The organism is Parvularcula sp. IMCC14364 (assembly GCF_030758415.1).
Taxonomy (GTDB): Bacteria; Pseudomonadota; Alphaproteobacteria; order Caulobacterales; family Parvularculaceae; genus Aquisalinus.
The window spans coordinates 311,876-329,551 of sequence record NZ_CP132334.1; the positions used below are offsets into that span (position 1 = coordinate 311,876).

General features: G+C 55.1%; 17 protein-coding genes and 1 tRNA gene. 8 read left to right on the forward strand and 10 right to left on the reverse strand.

Translation table 11 applies throughout. The features are described from left to right. Positions 1-175 precede the first annotated feature (175 nt). A complete protein-coding gene (locus tag RAL90_RS01470) occupies positions 176-469 on the reverse strand; it encodes a hypothetical protein (RefSeq protein WP_306252759.1) in 294 nt (97 codons plus the stop codon). Positions 470-547: 78 nt separating this feature from the next. Next, positions 548-621: transfer RNA gene (locus RAL90_RS01475), tRNA-Cys, on the reverse strand. 165 nt (positions 622-786) lie between these two features. On the opposite strand from RAL90_RS01475, the gene RAL90_RS01480 reads away from it, so the two are divergent. The 3 genes from RAL90_RS01480 (at position 787) to RAL90_RS01490 (ending at position 5,348) form a co-directional block, all read left to right on the forward strand. Beyond that, positions 787-1,443, forward strand: a complete 657-nt coding sequence (locus RAL90_RS01480; RefSeq protein WP_306252760.1) for a protein-L-isoaspartate O-methyltransferase — start codon at positions 787-789, stop codon at positions 1,441-1,443. A gap of 153 nt (positions 1,444-1,596) precedes the next feature. Next, the gene (locus tag RAL90_RS01485) at positions 1,597-2,406 is read left to right on the forward strand and encodes a DUF2497 domain-containing protein (protein WP_306252761.1); all 810 of its coding nucleotides are present in this window, start codon (positions 1,597-1,599) and stop codon (positions 2,404-2,406) included. A gap of 128 nt (positions 2,407-2,534) precedes the next feature. Then, a complete protein-coding gene (locus RAL90_RS01490; RefSeq protein WP_306252762.1) occupies positions 2,535-5,348 on the forward strand; it encodes a valine--tRNA ligase in 2,814 nt (937 codons plus the stop codon). 15 nt (positions 5,349-5,363) lie between these two features. Here the strand turns inward: RAL90_RS01490 and RAL90_RS01495 are convergent, their stop codons facing one another. From RAL90_RS01495 to fliL, 3 genes are read right to left on the reverse strand one after another with little or no spacing between them, the layout of a single operon-like run. Then, positions 5,364-5,939 carry a MotE family protein gene (locus RAL90_RS01495; protein ID WP_306252763.1) on the reverse strand — a complete coding sequence of 192 codons (576 nt, stop codon included), beginning with the start codon at positions 5,937-5,939 and terminating at the stop codon, positions 5,364-5,366. Continuing rightward, positions 5,936-6,475, reverse strand: coding sequence for a hypothetical protein (locus tag RAL90_RS01500; RefSeq protein WP_306252764.1), 540 nt, complete (start codon positions 6,473-6,475; stop codon positions 5,936-5,938). Before RAL90_RS01500 ends, RAL90_RS01495 begins: the two co-directional genes overlap by 4 nt. Next, a complete protein-coding gene (gene fliL, locus RAL90_RS01505; protein WP_306252765.1) occupies positions 6,472-6,990 on the reverse strand; it encodes a flagellar basal body-associated protein FliL in 519 nt (172 codons plus the stop codon). The genes RAL90_RS01500 and fliL overlap by 4 nt, the downstream gene beginning before the upstream one ends. Before the next feature lie 166 nt (positions 6,991-7,156). Between fliL and fliF the strand changes: the two genes are divergently transcribed. From fliF to RAL90_RS01530, 5 genes are read left to right on the forward strand one after another with little or no spacing between them, the layout of a single operon-like run. Continuing rightward, positions 7,157-8,758 carry a flagellar basal-body MS-ring/collar protein FliF gene (gene fliF, locus RAL90_RS01510; RefSeq protein ID WP_306252766.1) on the forward strand — a complete coding sequence of 534 codons (1,602 nt, stop codon included), beginning with the start codon at positions 7,157-7,159 and terminating at the stop codon, positions 8,756-8,758. Then, positions 8,758-9,369, forward strand: coding sequence for a hypothetical protein (locus tag RAL90_RS01515; protein ID WP_306252767.1), 612 nt, complete (start codon positions 8,758-8,760; stop codon positions 9,367-9,369). Before fliF ends, RAL90_RS01515 begins: the two co-directional genes overlap by 1 nt. Further along, positions 9,350-9,712, forward strand: a complete 363-nt coding sequence (locus RAL90_RS01520) for a FliM/FliN family flagellar motor switch protein (RefSeq protein ID WP_306252768.1) — start codon at positions 9,350-9,352, stop codon at positions 9,710-9,712. Before RAL90_RS01515 ends, RAL90_RS01520 begins: the two co-directional genes overlap by 20 nt. After that, on the forward strand, positions 9,712-10,461 hold the full coding sequence (fliP, locus tag RAL90_RS01525; protein ID WP_306252769.1) for a flagellar type III secretion system pore protein FliP: 750 nt from the start codon (positions 9,712-9,714) through the stop codon (positions 10,459-10,461). The genes RAL90_RS01520 and fliP overlap by 1 nt, the downstream gene beginning before the upstream one ends. Next, positions 10,458-11,564 carry a FliG C-terminal domain-containing protein gene (locus tag RAL90_RS01530; RefSeq protein ID WP_306252770.1) on the forward strand — a complete coding sequence of 369 codons (1,107 nt, stop codon included), beginning with the start codon at positions 10,458-10,460 and terminating at the stop codon, positions 11,562-11,564. The genes fliP and RAL90_RS01530 overlap by 4 nt, the downstream gene beginning before the upstream one ends. 111 nt (positions 11,565-11,675) lie before the next feature. Here the strand turns inward: RAL90_RS01530 and RAL90_RS01535 are convergent, their stop codons facing one another. From RAL90_RS01535 to RAL90_RS01555, 5 genes are all read right to left on the reverse strand, one after another. After that, entirely contained in the window at positions 11,676-12,788 is a 1,113-nt protein-coding gene (locus RAL90_RS01535) for a flagellar basal body P-ring protein FlgI (protein ID WP_306252771.1), read from the reverse strand. Positions 12,789-12,796: 8 nt separating this feature from the next. Next, positions 12,797-13,804 (reverse strand): flagellin, encoded by a 1,008-nt coding sequence (locus RAL90_RS01540; protein WP_306252772.1) that lies wholly within the window; start codon positions 13,802-13,804, stop codon positions 12,797-12,799. A gap of 2 nt (positions 13,805-13,806) precedes the next feature. Next, complete coding sequence (flgK, locus tag RAL90_RS01545; RefSeq protein ID WP_306252773.1) at positions 13,807-15,276, reverse strand: flagellar hook-associated protein FlgK; 1,470 nt, start codon at positions 15,274-15,276, stop codon at positions 13,807-13,809. A gap of 37 nt (positions 15,277-15,313) precedes the next feature. Then, positions 15,314-16,621, reverse strand: a complete 1,308-nt coding sequence (locus RAL90_RS01550; RefSeq protein ID WP_306252774.1) for a flagellar hook protein FlgE — start codon at positions 16,619-16,621, stop codon at positions 15,314-15,316. A 102-nt stretch (positions 16,622-16,723) separates the two neighbouring features. Beyond that, positions 16,724-17,539, reverse strand: coding sequence for a flagellar motor protein MotB (locus RAL90_RS01555; protein WP_306252775.1), 816 nt, complete (start codon positions 17,537-17,539; stop codon positions 16,724-16,726). Positions 17,540-17,676 lie beyond the last annotated feature (137 nt).

Sequence of the window (17,676 nt, forward strand, 5' to 3'; positions counted from 1 at the left end):
AACAATGCCTTATGGCCGATTGACTGGTGATCGGGCTTGTCCGGATGACGTCCTGTCAGTTTTTTCCGGGCGGGCGTTAAATCACTGTCACAATACAGATGGAAAATTATTCGCACGGCGTTGCGAAAACATCACGTTTGCGCAGGTCGGGGCCACTTCGAATATCGCGGGTGGTTCAGGGCAGATCCGGCACCCGGCTCGGTTGAGTGCGGCGCAGATAAAGCGGCTCGGCAGTCTGTGCGGCCACTTGTTCTGCCAGCGGGGGCGCTGCAAAAACTGTCCGCGCTGTCGCGTCCTCGCTGAGAGACAAGGTTGCATTATCCGTATCAGGGCCGGTCGCGCCTGACAGTTCCGCTCTTGAGGCTGACGGCACAATCGTCATCCAGCATCCACCGATCAGGATGAAAGCAATAATACTGAGCAAGATCGCCAGCGACCAGAAAAACAGCGGATCAGAAAAGTCCGGCATAATGTCCCCACAAACATCAACGCACCCAAGGGGAGATGTTATGTCAGCAACCCGCATTTGAAAAGGGGGATATATTTTTGGAGGCCACGCCCGGAATCGAACCGGGGTACACGGATTTGCAATCCGCTGCGTCACCACTCCGCCACGTGGCCTTCTTGGGTTGGTGAGACTGCGCCTTCTAGACTTCGCATCCCGTGCAGTAAAGCAGAATGATATGATTTTTTCGCCGGACAGGCTCGTTCACTTAAGCGGATTGCGCGCGCTGGCAGATATGCTTATGACCGCGCCTTATTCGCTGTGAGAGAATGTTACCAACGATGGATTTTGCAACAGCCCGCAAGCATATGGTGGACAGCCAGGTTCGCCCGAATGATGTGACCAATAGTGCCCTTCAGCAGGCGATGGAACGGCTGCCACGAGAATTGTTCGTGCCGGGCAATCAGCAGGCCATGGCTTACGCCGAGCTCGATATCATGCTGTTTCCGGGCAGATTTTTGCTGCGCGCGCGTGACTTTGCAAAGCTGGTCCACGCTGCAGGTATCGAGCAGGATGACCTCGTGCTCGATCTTGGCTGCGGTTATGGCTATTCCTCTGCCGTGCTCGCCCGTATTTCCGGGATGGTCATGGCGCTGGAGGACAGTGAAGAACATGCAGCTCTTGCCGAGGCGAAGCTCGCTGATCTCGGGCTCGATAATCTGGTGGTTCTGTCAGGTGCCCTGACAGAAGGGCTGCCCAAGCAGGGGCCGTATGACGCCATTGTGCTGGCCAGTGGTGCCGTAGAGCATGTGCCAACAGTATTGCTCGATCAGTTGAAAGAGGGCGGGCGCCTGGTCTGTATTGAAATGGGAGAAGCGCCCGGACATGCTGTGGTCTTTACCAAGTCAGCTGATGGCATCGGCAAAAACACGGTTTTCGAAGCGAGCCCGCGGGGAATCATCTCCGGGTTTGCACGGGAAAAATCTTTCGCGTTCTAGTTGCAGCACAATTTGTAGGACTGAATGAGTGCGATTTACCCCATATCTAGTGCCCGAGATGTCACAAATACTAAATTTGGGTAAAAAACGGTCTTGATCCTCTTGGCGAAGCGCCAGAAACAGGTCCTGTAGCAAAAATTCAGGATGAGAGTGATGGCAAACGCGCAACCCGAACCGAGTATGGATGAAATTCTTGCGTCCATCCGACGGATTATCGCTGAGGATGAGCCAGAACAGCAAGCCGATGCCCGGTCACCGGATCTGTCGGCAGAACTGTCATCTGTAGCGGAATCCGAGGTTACCCCGCCAGAGCCACCTGCCGCGAGAACCCAAAGGCCAGCGCCTGAAGCTGTTGCCGATACCCAGTTCGATGATAGCGGCAGCTTTGACAGCGAAGATGGTTTCGATGCGGTTTTCGACCAGCCGGAGACAGTAGCCGAACAACTCCAGCCCGCGGCCGCAGCCAAGCCAGAAGTACGACAGCAGCCGGCAGAGCCAGCGCCTGTTCAGGCGCGCCAGCCAGAGCCTCAGGTCAGCCAGCCTCAACAAGTGCGTGAGCCGGAAGCGGCGGCACCTCAGATACAGCCGGTACTCAGTAATTATAACGACGCCTTGCAGGCAGCGGTGGCAACACCGCGTATCGTCCGCAAGCCCGTCCCGGGAAATGCCGAAGGGGGACCAGCCGTGCAACAAACCAGAGTGGAAGAAGCCTTCCAGCCGGAGCAAGAAACTGCGGATGCTGCTGACAGTGTTCTCAGCGACACGACTGTTGCTTCCTCCTCAACGGCTTTTGCCGCACTGGAAGAAAATATTCGTCTTTCCAATGCCAGCGGCGATACCTTGCAGGATGTTGTGGAGCGGATGCTGGAGCCCATGTTGCGGCAATGGCTCGACACAAATCTCAGCCGGATCGTCGAAGAGAAAGTCGAAGATGAGGTGCGCCGGATTTCCCGCCGCCGCTGATCTGTATCCAGTCTTACAGTTTATCCGGAAACCGGCCCGTCAGGCCGGTTTTCTTTTTTGCGTTGGACCAAAGACCTGTCATATAAGCGCGATTTCAATGCAGAACAGGATCAGGGCGGACAGCGGCTGTGAAGACGATCGACAAGAATTTCAATTACGCGGAAGCAGAAGCGCGCCTTTATGATGCGTGGGAAAAGGACGGCTGTTTCAAGCCTGCAGGCAAACCGGATGCTGAAAATTACTGCATCGTGATCCCGCCGCCAAACGTCACTGGCTCCCTGCATATGGGCCATGCCCTGAACAACACCCTGCAGGATGTATTGTGCCGGTTTGAGCGTATGCGCGGCAAGAATGTCCTCTGGCAGGTGGGAACGGACCATGCAGGTATCGCCACACAAATGGTGGTCGAGCGGCAGATGGCAGCACGTCAGGAGCCAACGCGCAGAGAGATTGGCCGCGACGCTTTTCTTGAAAAGGTCTGGGCCTGGAAAGAAGAAAGCGGTGGCACCATCACGCGTCAGCTTCGCCGCCTTGGCGCATCCTGTGACTGGACCCGCGAACGCTTCACCATGGACGAGGGCTTGTCCGCGGCTGTCCGCAAGGTATTCGTTCAGCTGTATAAGGAAGGGTTGATCTATCGTGACAAGCGTCTGGTCAACTGGGACCCGAAATTTGAAACGGCGATTTCCGATCTTGAGGTCGAGAACACCGAAGTCAACGGCCATATGTGGCACTTCAAATATCCACTGGCCGGTGGTGAAACCTACGAATATGTCGAAAAGGATGAAGACGGCACGGTCACCTTGCGTGAGACACGTGACTATATCTCCATCGCAACGACCCGGCCTGAAACCATGCTGGGTGATGGGGCGGTAGCGGTTCATCCGTCAGATGAGCGCTATGCGCCAATTATTGGCAAGCTCTGTGAAATTCCGGTCGGGCCGAAAGAGCATCGTCGCCTGATTCCGATTATTACGGATGAATATCCGGACCCTGATTTCGGCTCCGGTGCGGTCAAGATTACCGGCGCGCATGATTTCAATGACTATCAGGTTGCCAGACGTAACAAAATTCCGATGTATCGTCTGATGGACTGGCAGGCCGCGCTGCGAACAGACGGCGCGCCATACGCAGAAGAAGCAGAGAAGGCGCGCCAACTGGTCGAGTCGGGTGATGCGCCGGACACGGTGTATGTCGATACAAACAACCTGGTGCCGGATAATTATCGGGGCATGGACCGCTTTGAGGCCCGCAAGAAAATCATCGCTGATATTGATGCAGAAGGCCTGATGATAAAGGTCGAAGACAAGCTGATCATGCAGCCTTTTGGGGATCGCTCCAATGTGGTGATTGAACCTATGCTGACCGATCAGTGGTTTGCCAATGCCGAAGAACTGGCCAGGCCTGCTATCGAAGCGGTGGAAACAGGCAAGACAAGGTTTGTGCCTGCCAACTGGGACAAGACCTATTTTCAGTGGATGCGGAACATTGAACCATGGTGCATCTCGCGCCAGCTTTGGTGGGGCCACCAGATTCCTGTTTGGTATGGACCGGATGACGAGATGTTTGTGGCCGAAACAGAAGCTGAAGCGCTGGCGGCGGCGCAGGCCCATTATGGCAAGCCGACAGCGCTGCGGCAGGATGAAGATGTTCTGGATACATGGTTTTCGTCAGCACTCTGGCCATTCTCAACACTTGGCTGGCCTGAAGAGACGCCGGAATTGCAGACGTTCTATCCGACAGCTGTGTTGTCCACAGCTTTTGACATCATCTTTTTCTGGGTTGCCCGGATGATGATGATGGGGCTGCATTTCAAGAAGGAAGTGCCGTTCCACACGGTCTATATTCATGCGCTGGTGCGCGATGAGAAGGGGCAAAAAATGTCGAAATCCAAGGGCAATGTTATTGACCCGCTGGATTTCTGTGAAAAATACGGCACGGACTCTCTGCGCTTTACCCTGACAGCCATGGCCGCGCAGGGGCGTGATCTGAGGCTGGCAGAGAGCCGGGTCGAGGGATACCGCAATTTCGGCACCAAGCTGTGGAATGCAGCAAAATTTGTTCAGATGAATGAATGTCAGCAGGTTGACGGCTATGATCCGGCATCAGTTTCATCTGCCCTGAACAAATGGATCGTGCATGAGGCGTCCACCTGCGCAACCGAGATGACGGCAGCCCTTGAGGCCTATCGCTTCAATGATGCAGCGGCGGACGTTTACAGTTTCACGTGGCATAAATTCTGTGACTGGTTCCTGGAATTTGCCAAGCCGGTGTTCAATGGCGAAGATGAAGCCGCCAAGGCAGAAACCCGCGCCACAACCGCTTATGTGCTGGACCAGATTCTGGTCATGCTGCACCCGATCATGCCGTTTGTCACCGAGGAGCTGTGGGCAGCGCTGGCGACACGCGATGAATATCTTATCAATGCGCGCTGGCCCGAAACCGTCACCCGTCACCCGGCAGCGGGCGAGGAGATGGAGGCACTTATCAGCCTTATCACCAGTATTCGCTCGGTGCGTACAGAGATGAATGTACCAGCTGGTGCCAAGGTGCCTTTGGTGCTGGTAGGTGAGGCCCCTTCAGCCGCAGCGCTGCTGGAAAGCCACGGGGCGTTGATCTCTCGCCTTGCCCGCATAGAGTCTATTTCGGCTGCTGCGGCCTTGCCAGCGGGTGCAGTCCAGATTGTCAGTGCCGGTGCTACATTTGCCCTGCCGATTGCAGATGTGATTGACATCAAGGCTGAGATCGCACGCTTGCAGAAAACAGCAGACAAGCTGAATGGTGAAATTACCGGTATTGAAAAGAAGCTGGCGAACAAAAACTTCGTGGAAAAAGCACCTGCTGAAGTTGTTGAGGCGCAACACGCTCAGAAATCAGCTGCGCAGGAAAAGCTCAGTGAACTGCAAACGGCGCTTGATCGACTGTCAGAATTGTCAGCCTAGGCAGGATTAGCTGGCCTACTGTACCGTCGGGCGCAAGTCGGCATTCTTGCTGGCAATGATAATACTGATTTCATAGGCCTGTTCAGGCCGCATATTGGCCAGGATCAGCCCTGCCTGTTCAGAGCGCATTTCCCGCAGGAAACCGGCGGCAAAAACCGGGTCCATCTTGTCGAAGATAGTGCTCGCCTGTGCAGGTTTCATGTTTTCATACATGCTGGTGAGATGCGTGATGTCTTCATTGGCCGTGCGCTTCATTGCTTCCATCTTGTCGGCAAGGCGCGCATTGGACTCATCCAGCACAGCAAGGCGTTCATTGAGCCGTTTCTCCACAGCCTCCAAGGTGCGCTCGCGGTCGGCAATCGCCTGCTCGCGTTTTTGCAGATTAGCCTGTTGCTGTTTGAAACTTTCAAGGATCGGGCCGGACACACAAACATCCGGTTCAGCCTTTACTTCCGCAGGCTGCGCCGAAGCTGTAACTTCCGTATCCGTCTTTTCCTCAGTGCCCGCATTGGCCCCGTTCAGGGCGAGCGAGCGCCCCACCAGGGATATGGCGAAGATAGCACCAAGGATGGGAAGGATACTGGATTTCATCGCGCGGCTTGCTTGTGCTCATTCAGAATGTGAACTTCTGCCGAGCCAGCTGTGTTCCTGGCAGTGACTTCATTTGCCGCAGCCTGAAGGGAGCGGATGCGGCGTGAATAGGCATCAATTTCGGCAACGATAACGGAAAGCGTTGTGGCACGCTCTTTCGCTTCTGACAGCAGGGGGCTGATGGTCGCAGCGGCCTGTTTCTGGCCTGTCTCGATTTCCGCACATGTGCGCTGTGAACTGATTTCAAGGTTTTCCAGCATCATCTCAATTTTTGGAATGCTGGCATCCACATCTTCGAGCAGTTTCTGGAGATGCTCGACAGATTGCGTGGTGGAATGACGCGCTTCCTGGGCCGCGATGGTCGTCTTGGACAAAGCTGTGGACAGGCCAACGATAGATGCCCCGATGCCCTTGCGGGTATCCTGCAACGCCTTCAGGCGCCGGCTCAACAGCCAGCAGTAGAGGCAGGCGGACCCGGATACCAGGATCAGGATGATGTCGAAAATATGTGTTTCCAGCAGGCTAAAAATACTCATCGTACAATAAACTCCGTAATCAGGACGCCATGAACAGCGTCAGGTCCCAGCACCACCTTGGCGCGTCGCAAAAGCTGCGCCCGCAGTTTCACGATCATTGCCGGGTCTTCCAGTTCTGCGACTTCAACCGCGCGCAGATAAGCCGTAAACGCATCTTTCAGTTTGGGCTGCGCTTCCAGAACTTTATCACCGGCTTCCTTGTCGGCCTCCAGCGTCAGGCTGATCTTAAGGGTGTTCGAGCGCGGATTACTACCAAGGGAAACCAGTAAGGGCTCCAGCTCAACAAATTTGATCTTGTCCAGTGAAGGCGGCTTGTATTCAGGCTCTTTGCGTTCGGTGAAAACGGAAGGGCATTCCATCACAGGCGGTTCTTCCTGTGGCAGAAAATAAACCGTGCCAAAAGCAGCACCGCCCATCACGACAGCCAGAATTATTTGCCCGATGAACCCGGATGATTTTTTGGGTTTATCTTCGGCATCCTGGGCTTCCGGCTCGACGTCGTTTTCCTGCGCCATCTTTGTCTACCTGGGTGAATAAGGACGACTTCGCTTACTCATGGTTGTTGGCTTTCGGGTATCGCAGTGAGAGGTAAACTATCTGTTAACGCTTTCTCCCTAATCGTTAACCAAGTCAGATCCCGCAGGACGCGGGTGTTGCGTTACAAAGAGCAGGCAAAGCAGGATGAGTTTGTTGGCCACATGGCAGTCGCTGTCGATGCAGAACAGGATATTTTCTGTTGGCGCCGTTCTGGTGACATTTCTGCTGTTCGGTTTGTTGCTGCAACAGACCACAAAGCCACAAATGGCGCTGTTATATTCAGGTCTGGAGCCTTCTGCCGCCGGTGAGGTGATTGCCGAGCTGGAAGGTCTTGGCGCGACCTATGAAGTGCGCGGTGAAACCATTTATACGGATGCAACCCGGCGCGACATGCTCCGTCTGGAACTGGCCCGTCAGGGTTTGCCGCGCCAAAGTGTCACCGGCTACGAACTGCTTGATAATCTGAACAGTTTCGCCATGACCTCCGAGATGTTCAACACGGCATATTGGCGCGCCAAGGAAGGTGAACTGTCACGCACCATTATGTCGTTGCCAACCGTAACAACCGCGCGGGTGCATATCGGTACGGCAAAGCAATCCTCTTTCTCACGCACGCCAAGCGCGCAGACAGCTTCAGTTACAGTGACGACGAATAACCGTTTGGACCCCCAACAGGCGCGGGCTGTGCAATATCTGGCAGCACTCGCGGTCTCCGGACTGGCGCCTGATGATGTGGCGGTCATTGACACGGTGCACGGCGTACTGGCGGGGCCGGGCGCAACGAACGACATGCTCGGCGGCTCGGCAGATACCGATGAGCGTGCGCTGCGTATTGAGCAGGCACTGGTGTCGCTGCTTGAAGCGCGCGTCGGTCCGGGCAATGCGCGTGTTTCTGTCAGTATGGAGATTGACCGTAACCGGGAAGTGGTCTCCGAGCGCGTGTTCGACCCAGAATCCCGGGTCATCAAGTCGCGCACAGCCAGCGAAGTTTCCGAAACCAGCAATGGAACGGGCCCGGCAAATGTCACCGTCGCCAGCAATCTGCCTGAGGGAGACGGGCAGGGCGGCAGCTCTTCCAGTTCTGACCGTTCAGAGACAACAGAAGACACACAATATGAGATTTCCGAAGTTCGGCGTGAGGCAGAGAAGATGCCGGGCAATGTCAGTAGAATGACAGTTGCCGTCTTGCTGAATGATATGGTGATTACCAGCACGGAAGGTGAAGTAACCGTTGAGCCGCGCACCGCTGAAGAGATGTCTGACCTGCAGGAGCTTGTTTCTGCCGCAGCAGGTATTGATACCAGCCGCGGAGACGTACTCACCATGAAAAGCCTTGCCTTCTCGGCGGTGCCGGAACTGGATGCATTACCCTCGCCCGGGATAGCCCAGCAGTTTATCGGAACCCATCTCTGGAGCATGATTCAGGTTGGCATACTGGCTGTGGTCGTGATGGTACTGGGACTGTTTGTGGTCAAACCTCTGTTAACGCCGCAAGCCTCTGCGCCTGTGCTGGCTGAATCACCCGCCTTGCAACTGGCCGATGGGACGGCAGCTGGCAATGCGGCGGCCTTGCAATCTCCAGGTGCTGGTGCGGCAGGTGCTCTTGAAAATGGCAGCGCCGAAGATGCACTTGCGGCCAGAATGGACCCGGTCGATCGCTTGCGGGACCTTACCGCTGAAAAACCTGACGATGCAGCAGCCTTGCTGATGTCCTGGCTGGAAGAAGAAGGGAGGGTTGCGTCCTGATGTCCGAGGCGTTGCTCGCCAGTCTCAAGGTATTCCCGGCTCAATCAAGAAAAGAAGATCCTGCTGGAGAAGATATTGAAGCGATCCGCTTTTCAATTCAGGAAAAGGCGTATAAAGACGGTTATGAAAAAGGCTATGCACAGGCTGAGCTGGACCTCTCGGACCATCAGGGCAAGACGCAGCAGGCATTGGCGGACCTTGTTGGCAAGGTTGACACACTGGCTGCGCATATTGAGGCAAGCCATTATCAGGCATTGCAGCGCATTCTGCGCGAAGTGCTGCCAGCTCTGGCAAAAGAGCAGATGGCAGACGAAATTGCGGCAATCATCAGGCAAACAGCTGCTGCCGGTATGGCAGGAAAAATCAGTGTGCAGGCAGCCCCTGACTTTGTCACAGAGCTTGAAAGCAAGCTGGGCGATGGTGGTCTGCGTGACCGCCTCGACTTCAAGGCAAGCCCGGACTGCGCGGCATTTGCGGTCGATTTGGCGTGGGAAAACGGCGGTGCACAGATAGAGACGGAAAATGTCCTCGCAAAATGCCTGGCAATTCTTGACCAGGGCGCAGCGGAGAACACCGGAAAGCAGGAAGATCATGAGCACGGAAGAAGTTGAAGTCAGTATTGATATCGAAAGCGCAGCGCCAGACGAAAAGGATGGTGAATCCGGTCAGGAGCGGCGTGATAACAGCAACGATAATGCCTATCGCCGGTCGATTTACAGTATTCCGGTGGATGTGCTTGTGACGATTGGCACGGCCCGGCCAACGGTTGCGGAACTGTTGCAGATGAAACGGGACTCGCTGATCCAGCTCGACAGTAAAATAGATGATCCTGTGGAGCTGTATGTGGACAACAAGGTAATCGCGCGCGGTGAACTGATTGAATCAGACGATGGAGATGGTTCCATAGGTGTGCGCTTGACCGAGATAGTGGACACAGCCGAAGACATGTTGTGATGCCAAAACCGGGCGCAAAATTATTGATCTGCCTGCTGGCGGGAGTCGGTATTTTACTGGCCCTTGTCAGTGGTGCGAGCGCACAGGAACTCCCCGTCATTGAAGACGAGGGCGGCGCCCTGAGTGCGCGCATCATTCAGCTTTTCCTTATTATCACGGTACTGAGCCTCGCGCCCGGCATTGCCATGATGATTACCTGCCTGCCCTTCATGGTCATTGTCTTTTCATTTCTGCGGCAGGCCATCGGCCTTCAGCAGGCTCCACCCAACATGATGGTGATGAGTCTGGCCATGTTCCTGACTTTTTTCATCATGGAGCCGGTCTTCATGGAGTCCTGGGAAACGGGCATCAAGCCGTTGATGGATGACGACATCACGGAAGAGCAGGCATTTGAAAACACCATGGAGCCGTTTCGCGGATTCATGGAGAACCGGGTCGAGCCAGAGACGCTGGACCGGCTGGCCGCAGCCTTGCCAAACCGTGAGTTTTCGCTTGAGGGCGAGAAGCCGCTCTCCCTTCTGGTAACCAGTTTCATGCTCTCGGAGATCAAAAGGGCGTTTCAGATCGGTTTTGTTATTTTTCTCCCCTTCCTGATTATTGACCTGATTGTTGCCTCTATTCTGATGGCCATGGGTATGATGATGGTGCCGCCAGCTATCGTGTCACTGCCCTTCAAACTGGCATTCTTTGTTATGGCGGATGGCTGGATGAAGCTCACCGAAGCATTATTGATGGGGTACGCAGGATGAGTGCGCAAGCGCAGGTCGCAACTGACAATCCGGCTGGCCAACTACCAGCAGTGGAAACTGTATCGGCGGATATGTCGGGCTTTCAGCTCAGCGGCCCGCAGAAGGCGGCGATCGTTATCGCCTTGCTGGGCCGGGAATTTGCTGGCCCGGTCGTTGAGAAGATTGGCGATCGTCATCTGAAAGTGTTTCTCTCTGCTTATGAGAACATGAAACTGGTGCCTCGTCAGATTCTTCTGCATGCGGTCGAAGACTTCATTGCCAATCTGGAAATTGTTTCTGCCGGCCTGAAATGTGGTCAGAAGGAAGCCCGGGGACTGGCAGAAGAAATTCTTGATGAAAAACGCATGGAGAAACTTTTCGGCAATGCGCAGATCATCGAGGAAGCTGATGAGAATGAGACAACTGTCTGGCACACCCTGGCCCAGCGTAAATCTGCCGAGATTGCAGGGTACCTTGAAAAACAGCGACCACAGGTCGCGGCCATCGTGCTGTCGAAAGTACCTTCCGGTAAAGCAGGTGAAATTCTCGGGGAAATTGACGATGAGGTCAGCACAAAAATTGTCAGCTATCTGACACGGCCCGGCAAGATTGACCCGATCACGCTGTCTACCATCGGCAAGGTTATTGATACAGAATTTCTCAGTGTTGAGGGCGGTGGTGAAAAGAATGACAATCCGCTGAAATCTGTCGGGGAGATATTCAGTGTCTTGCCAACGGCGAAACGCGAAGCCTTGATAGAGTTTCTGACGGAAAAAGACGAAGCCATCGCCGAGCAGGTCAAGAAGGGGATTATCACGTTTGAGGATCTGCCGGATCGTCTGCCCCGCAATGCCGTACCGATTATTTTCCGTGAGGCTGATACCGTTGACCTTCTCAAGGCACTGAAAATGGGCCAGGGAAATGCGCCCGAAAGTCTGGAATTCCTGTTCAGCAACATCTCTCAACGCATGGCCGATCAGTTCAAGGAACAGCTGGAGGATATTGCAGATATCAGCCAGAAAGAGGGTGAAGCTGCACAGTCAGTGTTCATGGCAACAGTCTCACGGCTGGAGAAGGAAGGCCGTCTCAGTCTGATACCGCCGCCTGATCCAGCGGGCGAATAGAGCGCCGCCGCTCGCCGCATGGCACAAATCTCACGATACAGATGAATAACAGGGATCAACCAGCCTGGTTTGTCTTGACAGGTTGCTGATCGCGTCAGGCGGCCAGTTGCTTTATTGAAGGATAAGTTCAGCGTGCAGGGCACCGGCTGTCTTCATTGATTTCAGAATATCAATCATTTCGCGTGGTGAAACACCAAGGGCGTTCAATCCGGCAACAAGTTCTGACAGCGTGACATTGCTTTCCACAATGCCGATATTGCCGGGTTCCGCGTCCACCACATCAATTTGTGTGCGTGGCAAAACGATAGTTTCGCCTGTTGCAGAGAAGGGATTGGGTTGGACGGCAACAGGCGTCTCGGCAATACGGATCGAAAGATTACCCTGCGCCACGGCAACAGACGAGATTTTCACGTCAGAGCCAAGCACAATCGTTCCAGAGCGCTGGTCAACTACAACTCGTGCCTGCTGTGCAGGGGTCAGTGTCAGGTTCTCGATCTGGCTGATGACCCGGGCAGGGGAGGCAGTCAGTCCGGCAAGATTCAGCTGCACCGTGCCGGCGTCAAGCATCGTTGCCAGTGGCATTGATGTACCGACATTGATGGCATTTTCGATGCGTGTTGCTGTCGTAAAATCAGGAGAGCGCAGGGCGAGGTTGATCTGCGAGAGGGTGCCAAATTCAAAGGCAAGTTCGCGCTCAACGCGGGCACCGTTGGGAATCGCGCCGGTTGTCGGCACGCCTTCGGTAATGGCAGCCGCATCACCTTCAGCCTGAAATCCACTAATCAGGACACTGCCTTGTGCCACGGCATAGATGCTGCCATCAGCAGCTTTCAGCGGGGTCATGACGAGTGTGCCACCGGAAAGGCTGGACGCATCACCGATTGACGCAACCGTCACATCAATGCTGGAGCCGCCTCGCGCAAATGCAGGCAGGGTACCCGTCACAATTACAGCCGCCACATTATTGGCCCGGATCTGTTCACCGGCAATGTTCACATCATTGCGCTCAAGAAGGCTGGTCAGCGCTTCTTCCGTCTGCGGTGAATTCCGCAATGTATCACCGGTGCCGTTCAGGCCGATCACGAGTCCGTAGCCGAGAAGATCGTTGCCACGCACCCCTTCCACATCCACGATATCCTTGATGCGCACTTCAGCTGATGCTGTAAAAGTAGTGAGGCTGAAAGCCGTCAGGGCAGCAACCAGAGCGAAAAATGTGTGTTTCATGGGTCTCATCAGATAAAGTTGGTAAGGGTCAGTTCTGATAGTCTTGTCGTGAGAAGATACGATGCTTCGAGTTGCGTTTCTATCGCTTTCAGCTCTGCAGCTGCTTCAAACTGGTCGCGGGAGGTTAGTTCATTATAGGTCGCGGACAGTGTGATTTTCGCAGCCTCAAGAGTGTCCTGAGAATTGGCGATGGTTTGCTGACCAATACCAAGGCGCGCTTCAAGCTGTACCAGTCCGGACTCGCCATTGGTCAGGTTGAATGACCCGGCATTGAAAAAGGACGTGTACTCATCCGAATAGCGTTCAAATGGCGTGACATCGGCGGCGGCGATCATGGCCAGACCACGAAATACCTGTTTGATGGCCGCGTCATCTGCACGAACGGTGAAATCGAGGCGCGTGTCGCCATCCAGCAGAACGGTATTGGCACTGCCCGTGCCGCCTTGATAGATCGTTGTCTGAAAGCCACCGGCGGGATCATTGAAATATGTTTCAAGTTCCGCATCAATCGTTGCCGTATCCGGGCCTGCGGAAACAATGGCGCGCACATCGCTCAGAAGCTGATCGACATCACCCAGCGGGGAGACATTCGTTGCATCGCCGGAGAACAGGTTGCGGTTTCCCTGATTGACCTGGAAGGCAGAAAATACCGTGCGAAGAGAAGACTCAGCCTCCTCAATGATCGTGTCCAGGCCAGCATCGCTGTTACTGCCCAGAACGGTCAGGACGCGCACACCGATGCTGTCCAGGGTCAGGCGTGCGCCGCTCAGGGTTTGATTCATCACACTGATCCGCGTTTCGCTGACCTTGAACAGATCAAGGCGGTTATCAATATCTTGCACGGCCTTGTTGAGAAGATGTGCCTGCCCGACGCTGCCGCGCGTGGCTTCGGTCAGGTCTTGCCGGCGTCCGGTCACAGCTTCCTGTGAAACAACTTCAATGCGTTGACGCAACTCGAGCGTTGACCGGTTGAAGCGGCGGGCTGACAGCAGATCGGGTACAGAGGAAATTGCCATGGTTAGATCTCCAGCAGCCTGTTGAACATGTCATTGATGGTCTGGATAACACGTGCATTGGCTGTATAGGCCTGTTCTATCAGCAACAGGGATTGCAGTTCCTGATCGGTATCGACAGCGGTTTCGGCGATTTCAGCGTCACTCAGAATTTCTGCTCTGGCGCGGGCAGATGAAAGCACGGCGTCACTTCTCACGCGCTCTTCGCCGATCAAAGATGTGACACCTGCAACAGCTTCACTGATGGAAAGCGTACCGGTCAGGCCGGTCCCGGCAGGCACAGGCTGACGGTCGTTAAAAGCCTCCAGCAGGTTCGCCGGAATGGTTGCGTCCCCGGCGGGGCCTTCTGTGGTGGCACCAACGCCATCGCGGAAGCGCGACACAAGGCCGCCCTGCGCAGGATCGACAGCGGCATTCAGGGTCATGCGCTGTGCAATGCCATCAATATTTGTCGGGTCTACGGGGCCGCCATTATCCGTAAAGATGCCGGCTGCGCCTGCCGCCTTGGTCGGGTCAAGCGAGTCGTCGGAAAAACGGGCCACAAGATCAGCAGCCAGACTGTCGACCTGCTGTAGAAAATCAAAGGCAACTTCATCGCGCACGGCAAAGTAGCCGGCCATCAAACCGGATTGCACCGCAAATGTGCCGTTACTGCCCGGCGTAATATCCTGGTCACCGACCCGCAATCCGGAAAGGACGCCTGCTCCATTGTCGTATGTTGCACCGGGGCCGATGAATGGCGTGCGTGTAAACTCGATTTCACGTGCCTGCCCTGAAAGCAGGAATACGCCCTCATTGGTCAGAAGACTGATGGCGCCATCGCCCGCAGGAAGCTGCTTGACGGGCACGAACTGCGAGACCTGATCGACCAGCAGCTGGCGCTCATCAAGAAGAGCGGCCTGTTCGGTTGATTGATCTGGCAGGCTGATGATTTTCTGGTTGAGGTCAGCGATGTCTTTCAGGGCGGTGTTAACCGTCGTGACCGCGTTCTCGATGCTGGCATCAGCATCAATACGCATCTGTTGGCCCTTGTTATACAGGCTGTTGAATTCAGAGACCACGTCTGCCGTCGTGCCATAAAGGGCATTTTGCAAGGCAGGTGATTCCGGCGTCACGGTCAGTTCCCGCAAAGCCGTTTCAAACCGTTGATAGCTGTTGAACAGGCCGGTTGTGTCATCCGGCTCACCAAGGGTGCGGTTCAACTCGCTAAAGGCTTGTGAAATGATATCGGCGCGCCCGGCGGAGGCTTCCGCCTGTCGGCGTTCTGCGGTGAGGGCGGGGTTATTTGTGCGTGTAACCCCTGCAACCGTAACACCACTGCTCTGGCCGCCAAGTCGTGACTCGGTTACGTCAACTGTACGCTTGACGTAACCGGGTGTATTCGCATTTGCGACATTATTGGCTGCAATCTCTGCACGAAAAGATGCAGCTGCCAGGCCGGAGTTCGCGTTTCCAAGTGCGCGCGTTAAAGTCACTTTATACTCCTTCCGACTGGCATCAGGCGTTCAATCCTTACCTGCCGAGGTTAGATGTCTCCTGCAGCATTTCATCAACAGTCTGAACAACTGTCGCATTGGATGAATATGCGCGCTGGGTGGCGATCAGGTCAGTCAACTCGGAAGCTACATCAGTTGTAGATTCCATCAGGGCAAAACTTGTCACGGTGCCAACCGGCCCGTCGCCTGAGTCCCAGAAATAAAGGTCACCACTGGTTTGTGAGACAGAGTAAGACTGGTTGTTCAGGGCCTGTAGCCCATTCAGATTAGGTACATCTGCAACCGGGACCTGATACAGGGTACGGCGGAAGCCACTATCGTAGATTGCCTGCACAAACCCGGTATCGTCAATCTCAATACCGGTGAGGTTACCAATCTGGGAACCGTCCTTGCTGATGGCGTTTGGAGAGAACGGGCCGGCGAGTTGTGTCAGGCCGCCATTTTCACCCGGTGCGCCGATATTCAGTGTCATCGGACCACCTGCGACATTCAGGGAGAGTGTGCCAGCTGTACTATCATAAACAGCGCCTGCGGTGTTGGTCACATTCAGGATGGAACCACTGGTCGCGGTTGCGGTTGCGTCAAACTCGACATCGAAGCTGGCGATGACGCCGCCCGCAATGTTGGCGCTGTCTTCAATCGTTGCAGACCACTGGTTGCTGGCACCCGTACCTGAAGTGTCGGGCGTGAATGTGATGGTCAGTGATTCTGAACGGCCGAGATTATCAAAATATTCAATTGGCACGGTGAAGGGATCGCCGGCAGCGCCTGCATCTGTGGCATCGGCCGGGAGGTTGATACCCAGGGTGATTTCATTGGTGCGTGAGGCAACAAACTGGTTGGGGGAGACATTCACGGGGACCAGGCCGGAAGCGTTATCCCGTGTCTGGTTCAGGACATTGCCGGCGGCATCAACTTCCCAGCCCATCAGGAACAGGCCGCTGGAAGTTCTCAGGAGGCCATTTTCGTCCGGCAGGAACGAACCGGTGGGGACAAGAGAAAGTGGGCGCTGTGAGGCAAGCGCTGTTGTGCCGCTTTCATCAGTCACCGGCAGAAGGCCGCGACCGGAAACAGCGAGGTCTGTTGCGCCGCCGGTGTTGATAAGGGAGCCTTGGGCTTCAACATCACGGAAAACCGAGACGGAGACACCGCCCGCCGCATACGCATTTTCCCGCTGACGGAGCACCTGCGTGGAGAAGTCCACATCGCTGCGTTTATAGCCGAAGGTGGCCGAATTGGCGATGTTATCGGAGATCGTTGCCAGTCGCGTCGCGTTAACGCGAAGACCAGCCACACTGGCGTTCAGTGAGGAGGAAATGCTCATGGGTAAACCCTTTTTTTCAAACTGCGTCCCATACAGCTGTAAAAAAGGAGGGTTAAGAATTATATAATTTTGCTGACCGGCCCCCTCGGGCGCTGGGTGACCTTATTTCAGTATCGTTATTGAAATACGGCGATTTTCCGGCGCGAACGGATCGTCTGACAATGGGTCCGTGTCAGCCTTGCCGGAGACTTCCGTGATCTGGCTTTGCGGGAAGCCGGCTTGCAGCAGCACGCGCCGGGCCGTGTTGGCGCGATCCGTGGATAACTCCCAGTTCGTGTAGGCAGCGTTTGCCGCAAAACTGTTGGCATCTGTGTGGCCGACAATCTTGATATCGTTTTGCACATCATCAAAAGAGGCCGACACGATGCCGAGCAGTTCCTGCAGCAAGGCGGACGGTTTGGCGTTTCCGACAGCAAATAACGGGCGCTTGTCGGACTCGACCAGTTCAATCACCATGCCGTCAGGGCTCATTTTGATCTGCAGGTGTTCAGAGAGATTGTTCTTGCTTTCATCAATGGCTTGCGCAAGCTGGGCAGCCTTCTCGCTGACCGCCTCCTGGTCTTCTGCTGGGCTCTTTCCGTCCTTTTCGCCGGCCCCGGAGCTTTCATTAATGGCATTTTCTTTCTGGCGCGCGCCGGTGCCGTCACGCGCGAGGGTTTCTTCCGTATAGATTGAATCCCCGCTCAGCGCATCAGCCCCACCGCCGGAAATCCGGCTGATAGGAATCGTTGGGTTGAAATAGTCGGCGATCCCCTTGCGCTGATCTTCCGTTGTCGCGTTCAACAGCCACATCAAGAGGAAGAACGCCATCATCGCGGTCACGAAATCCGCATAGGCAACCTTCCAGGCGCCGCCATGATGGCCACCGCCAGCAATGACTTTTTTCTTTTTGATAATCGGTTGAAGCGCTTCCGCCATGACCACCGTATTCCCCAAACTCGTACACTGGGGGGCACATTACTGCACAGGCGTAAAATTGCCTTTAACCATGACAGGGCGAAAGCAATGCATTCTGTTAACCGTCTGTAAACCACTTCGTCCGATTTGTTGAGGCG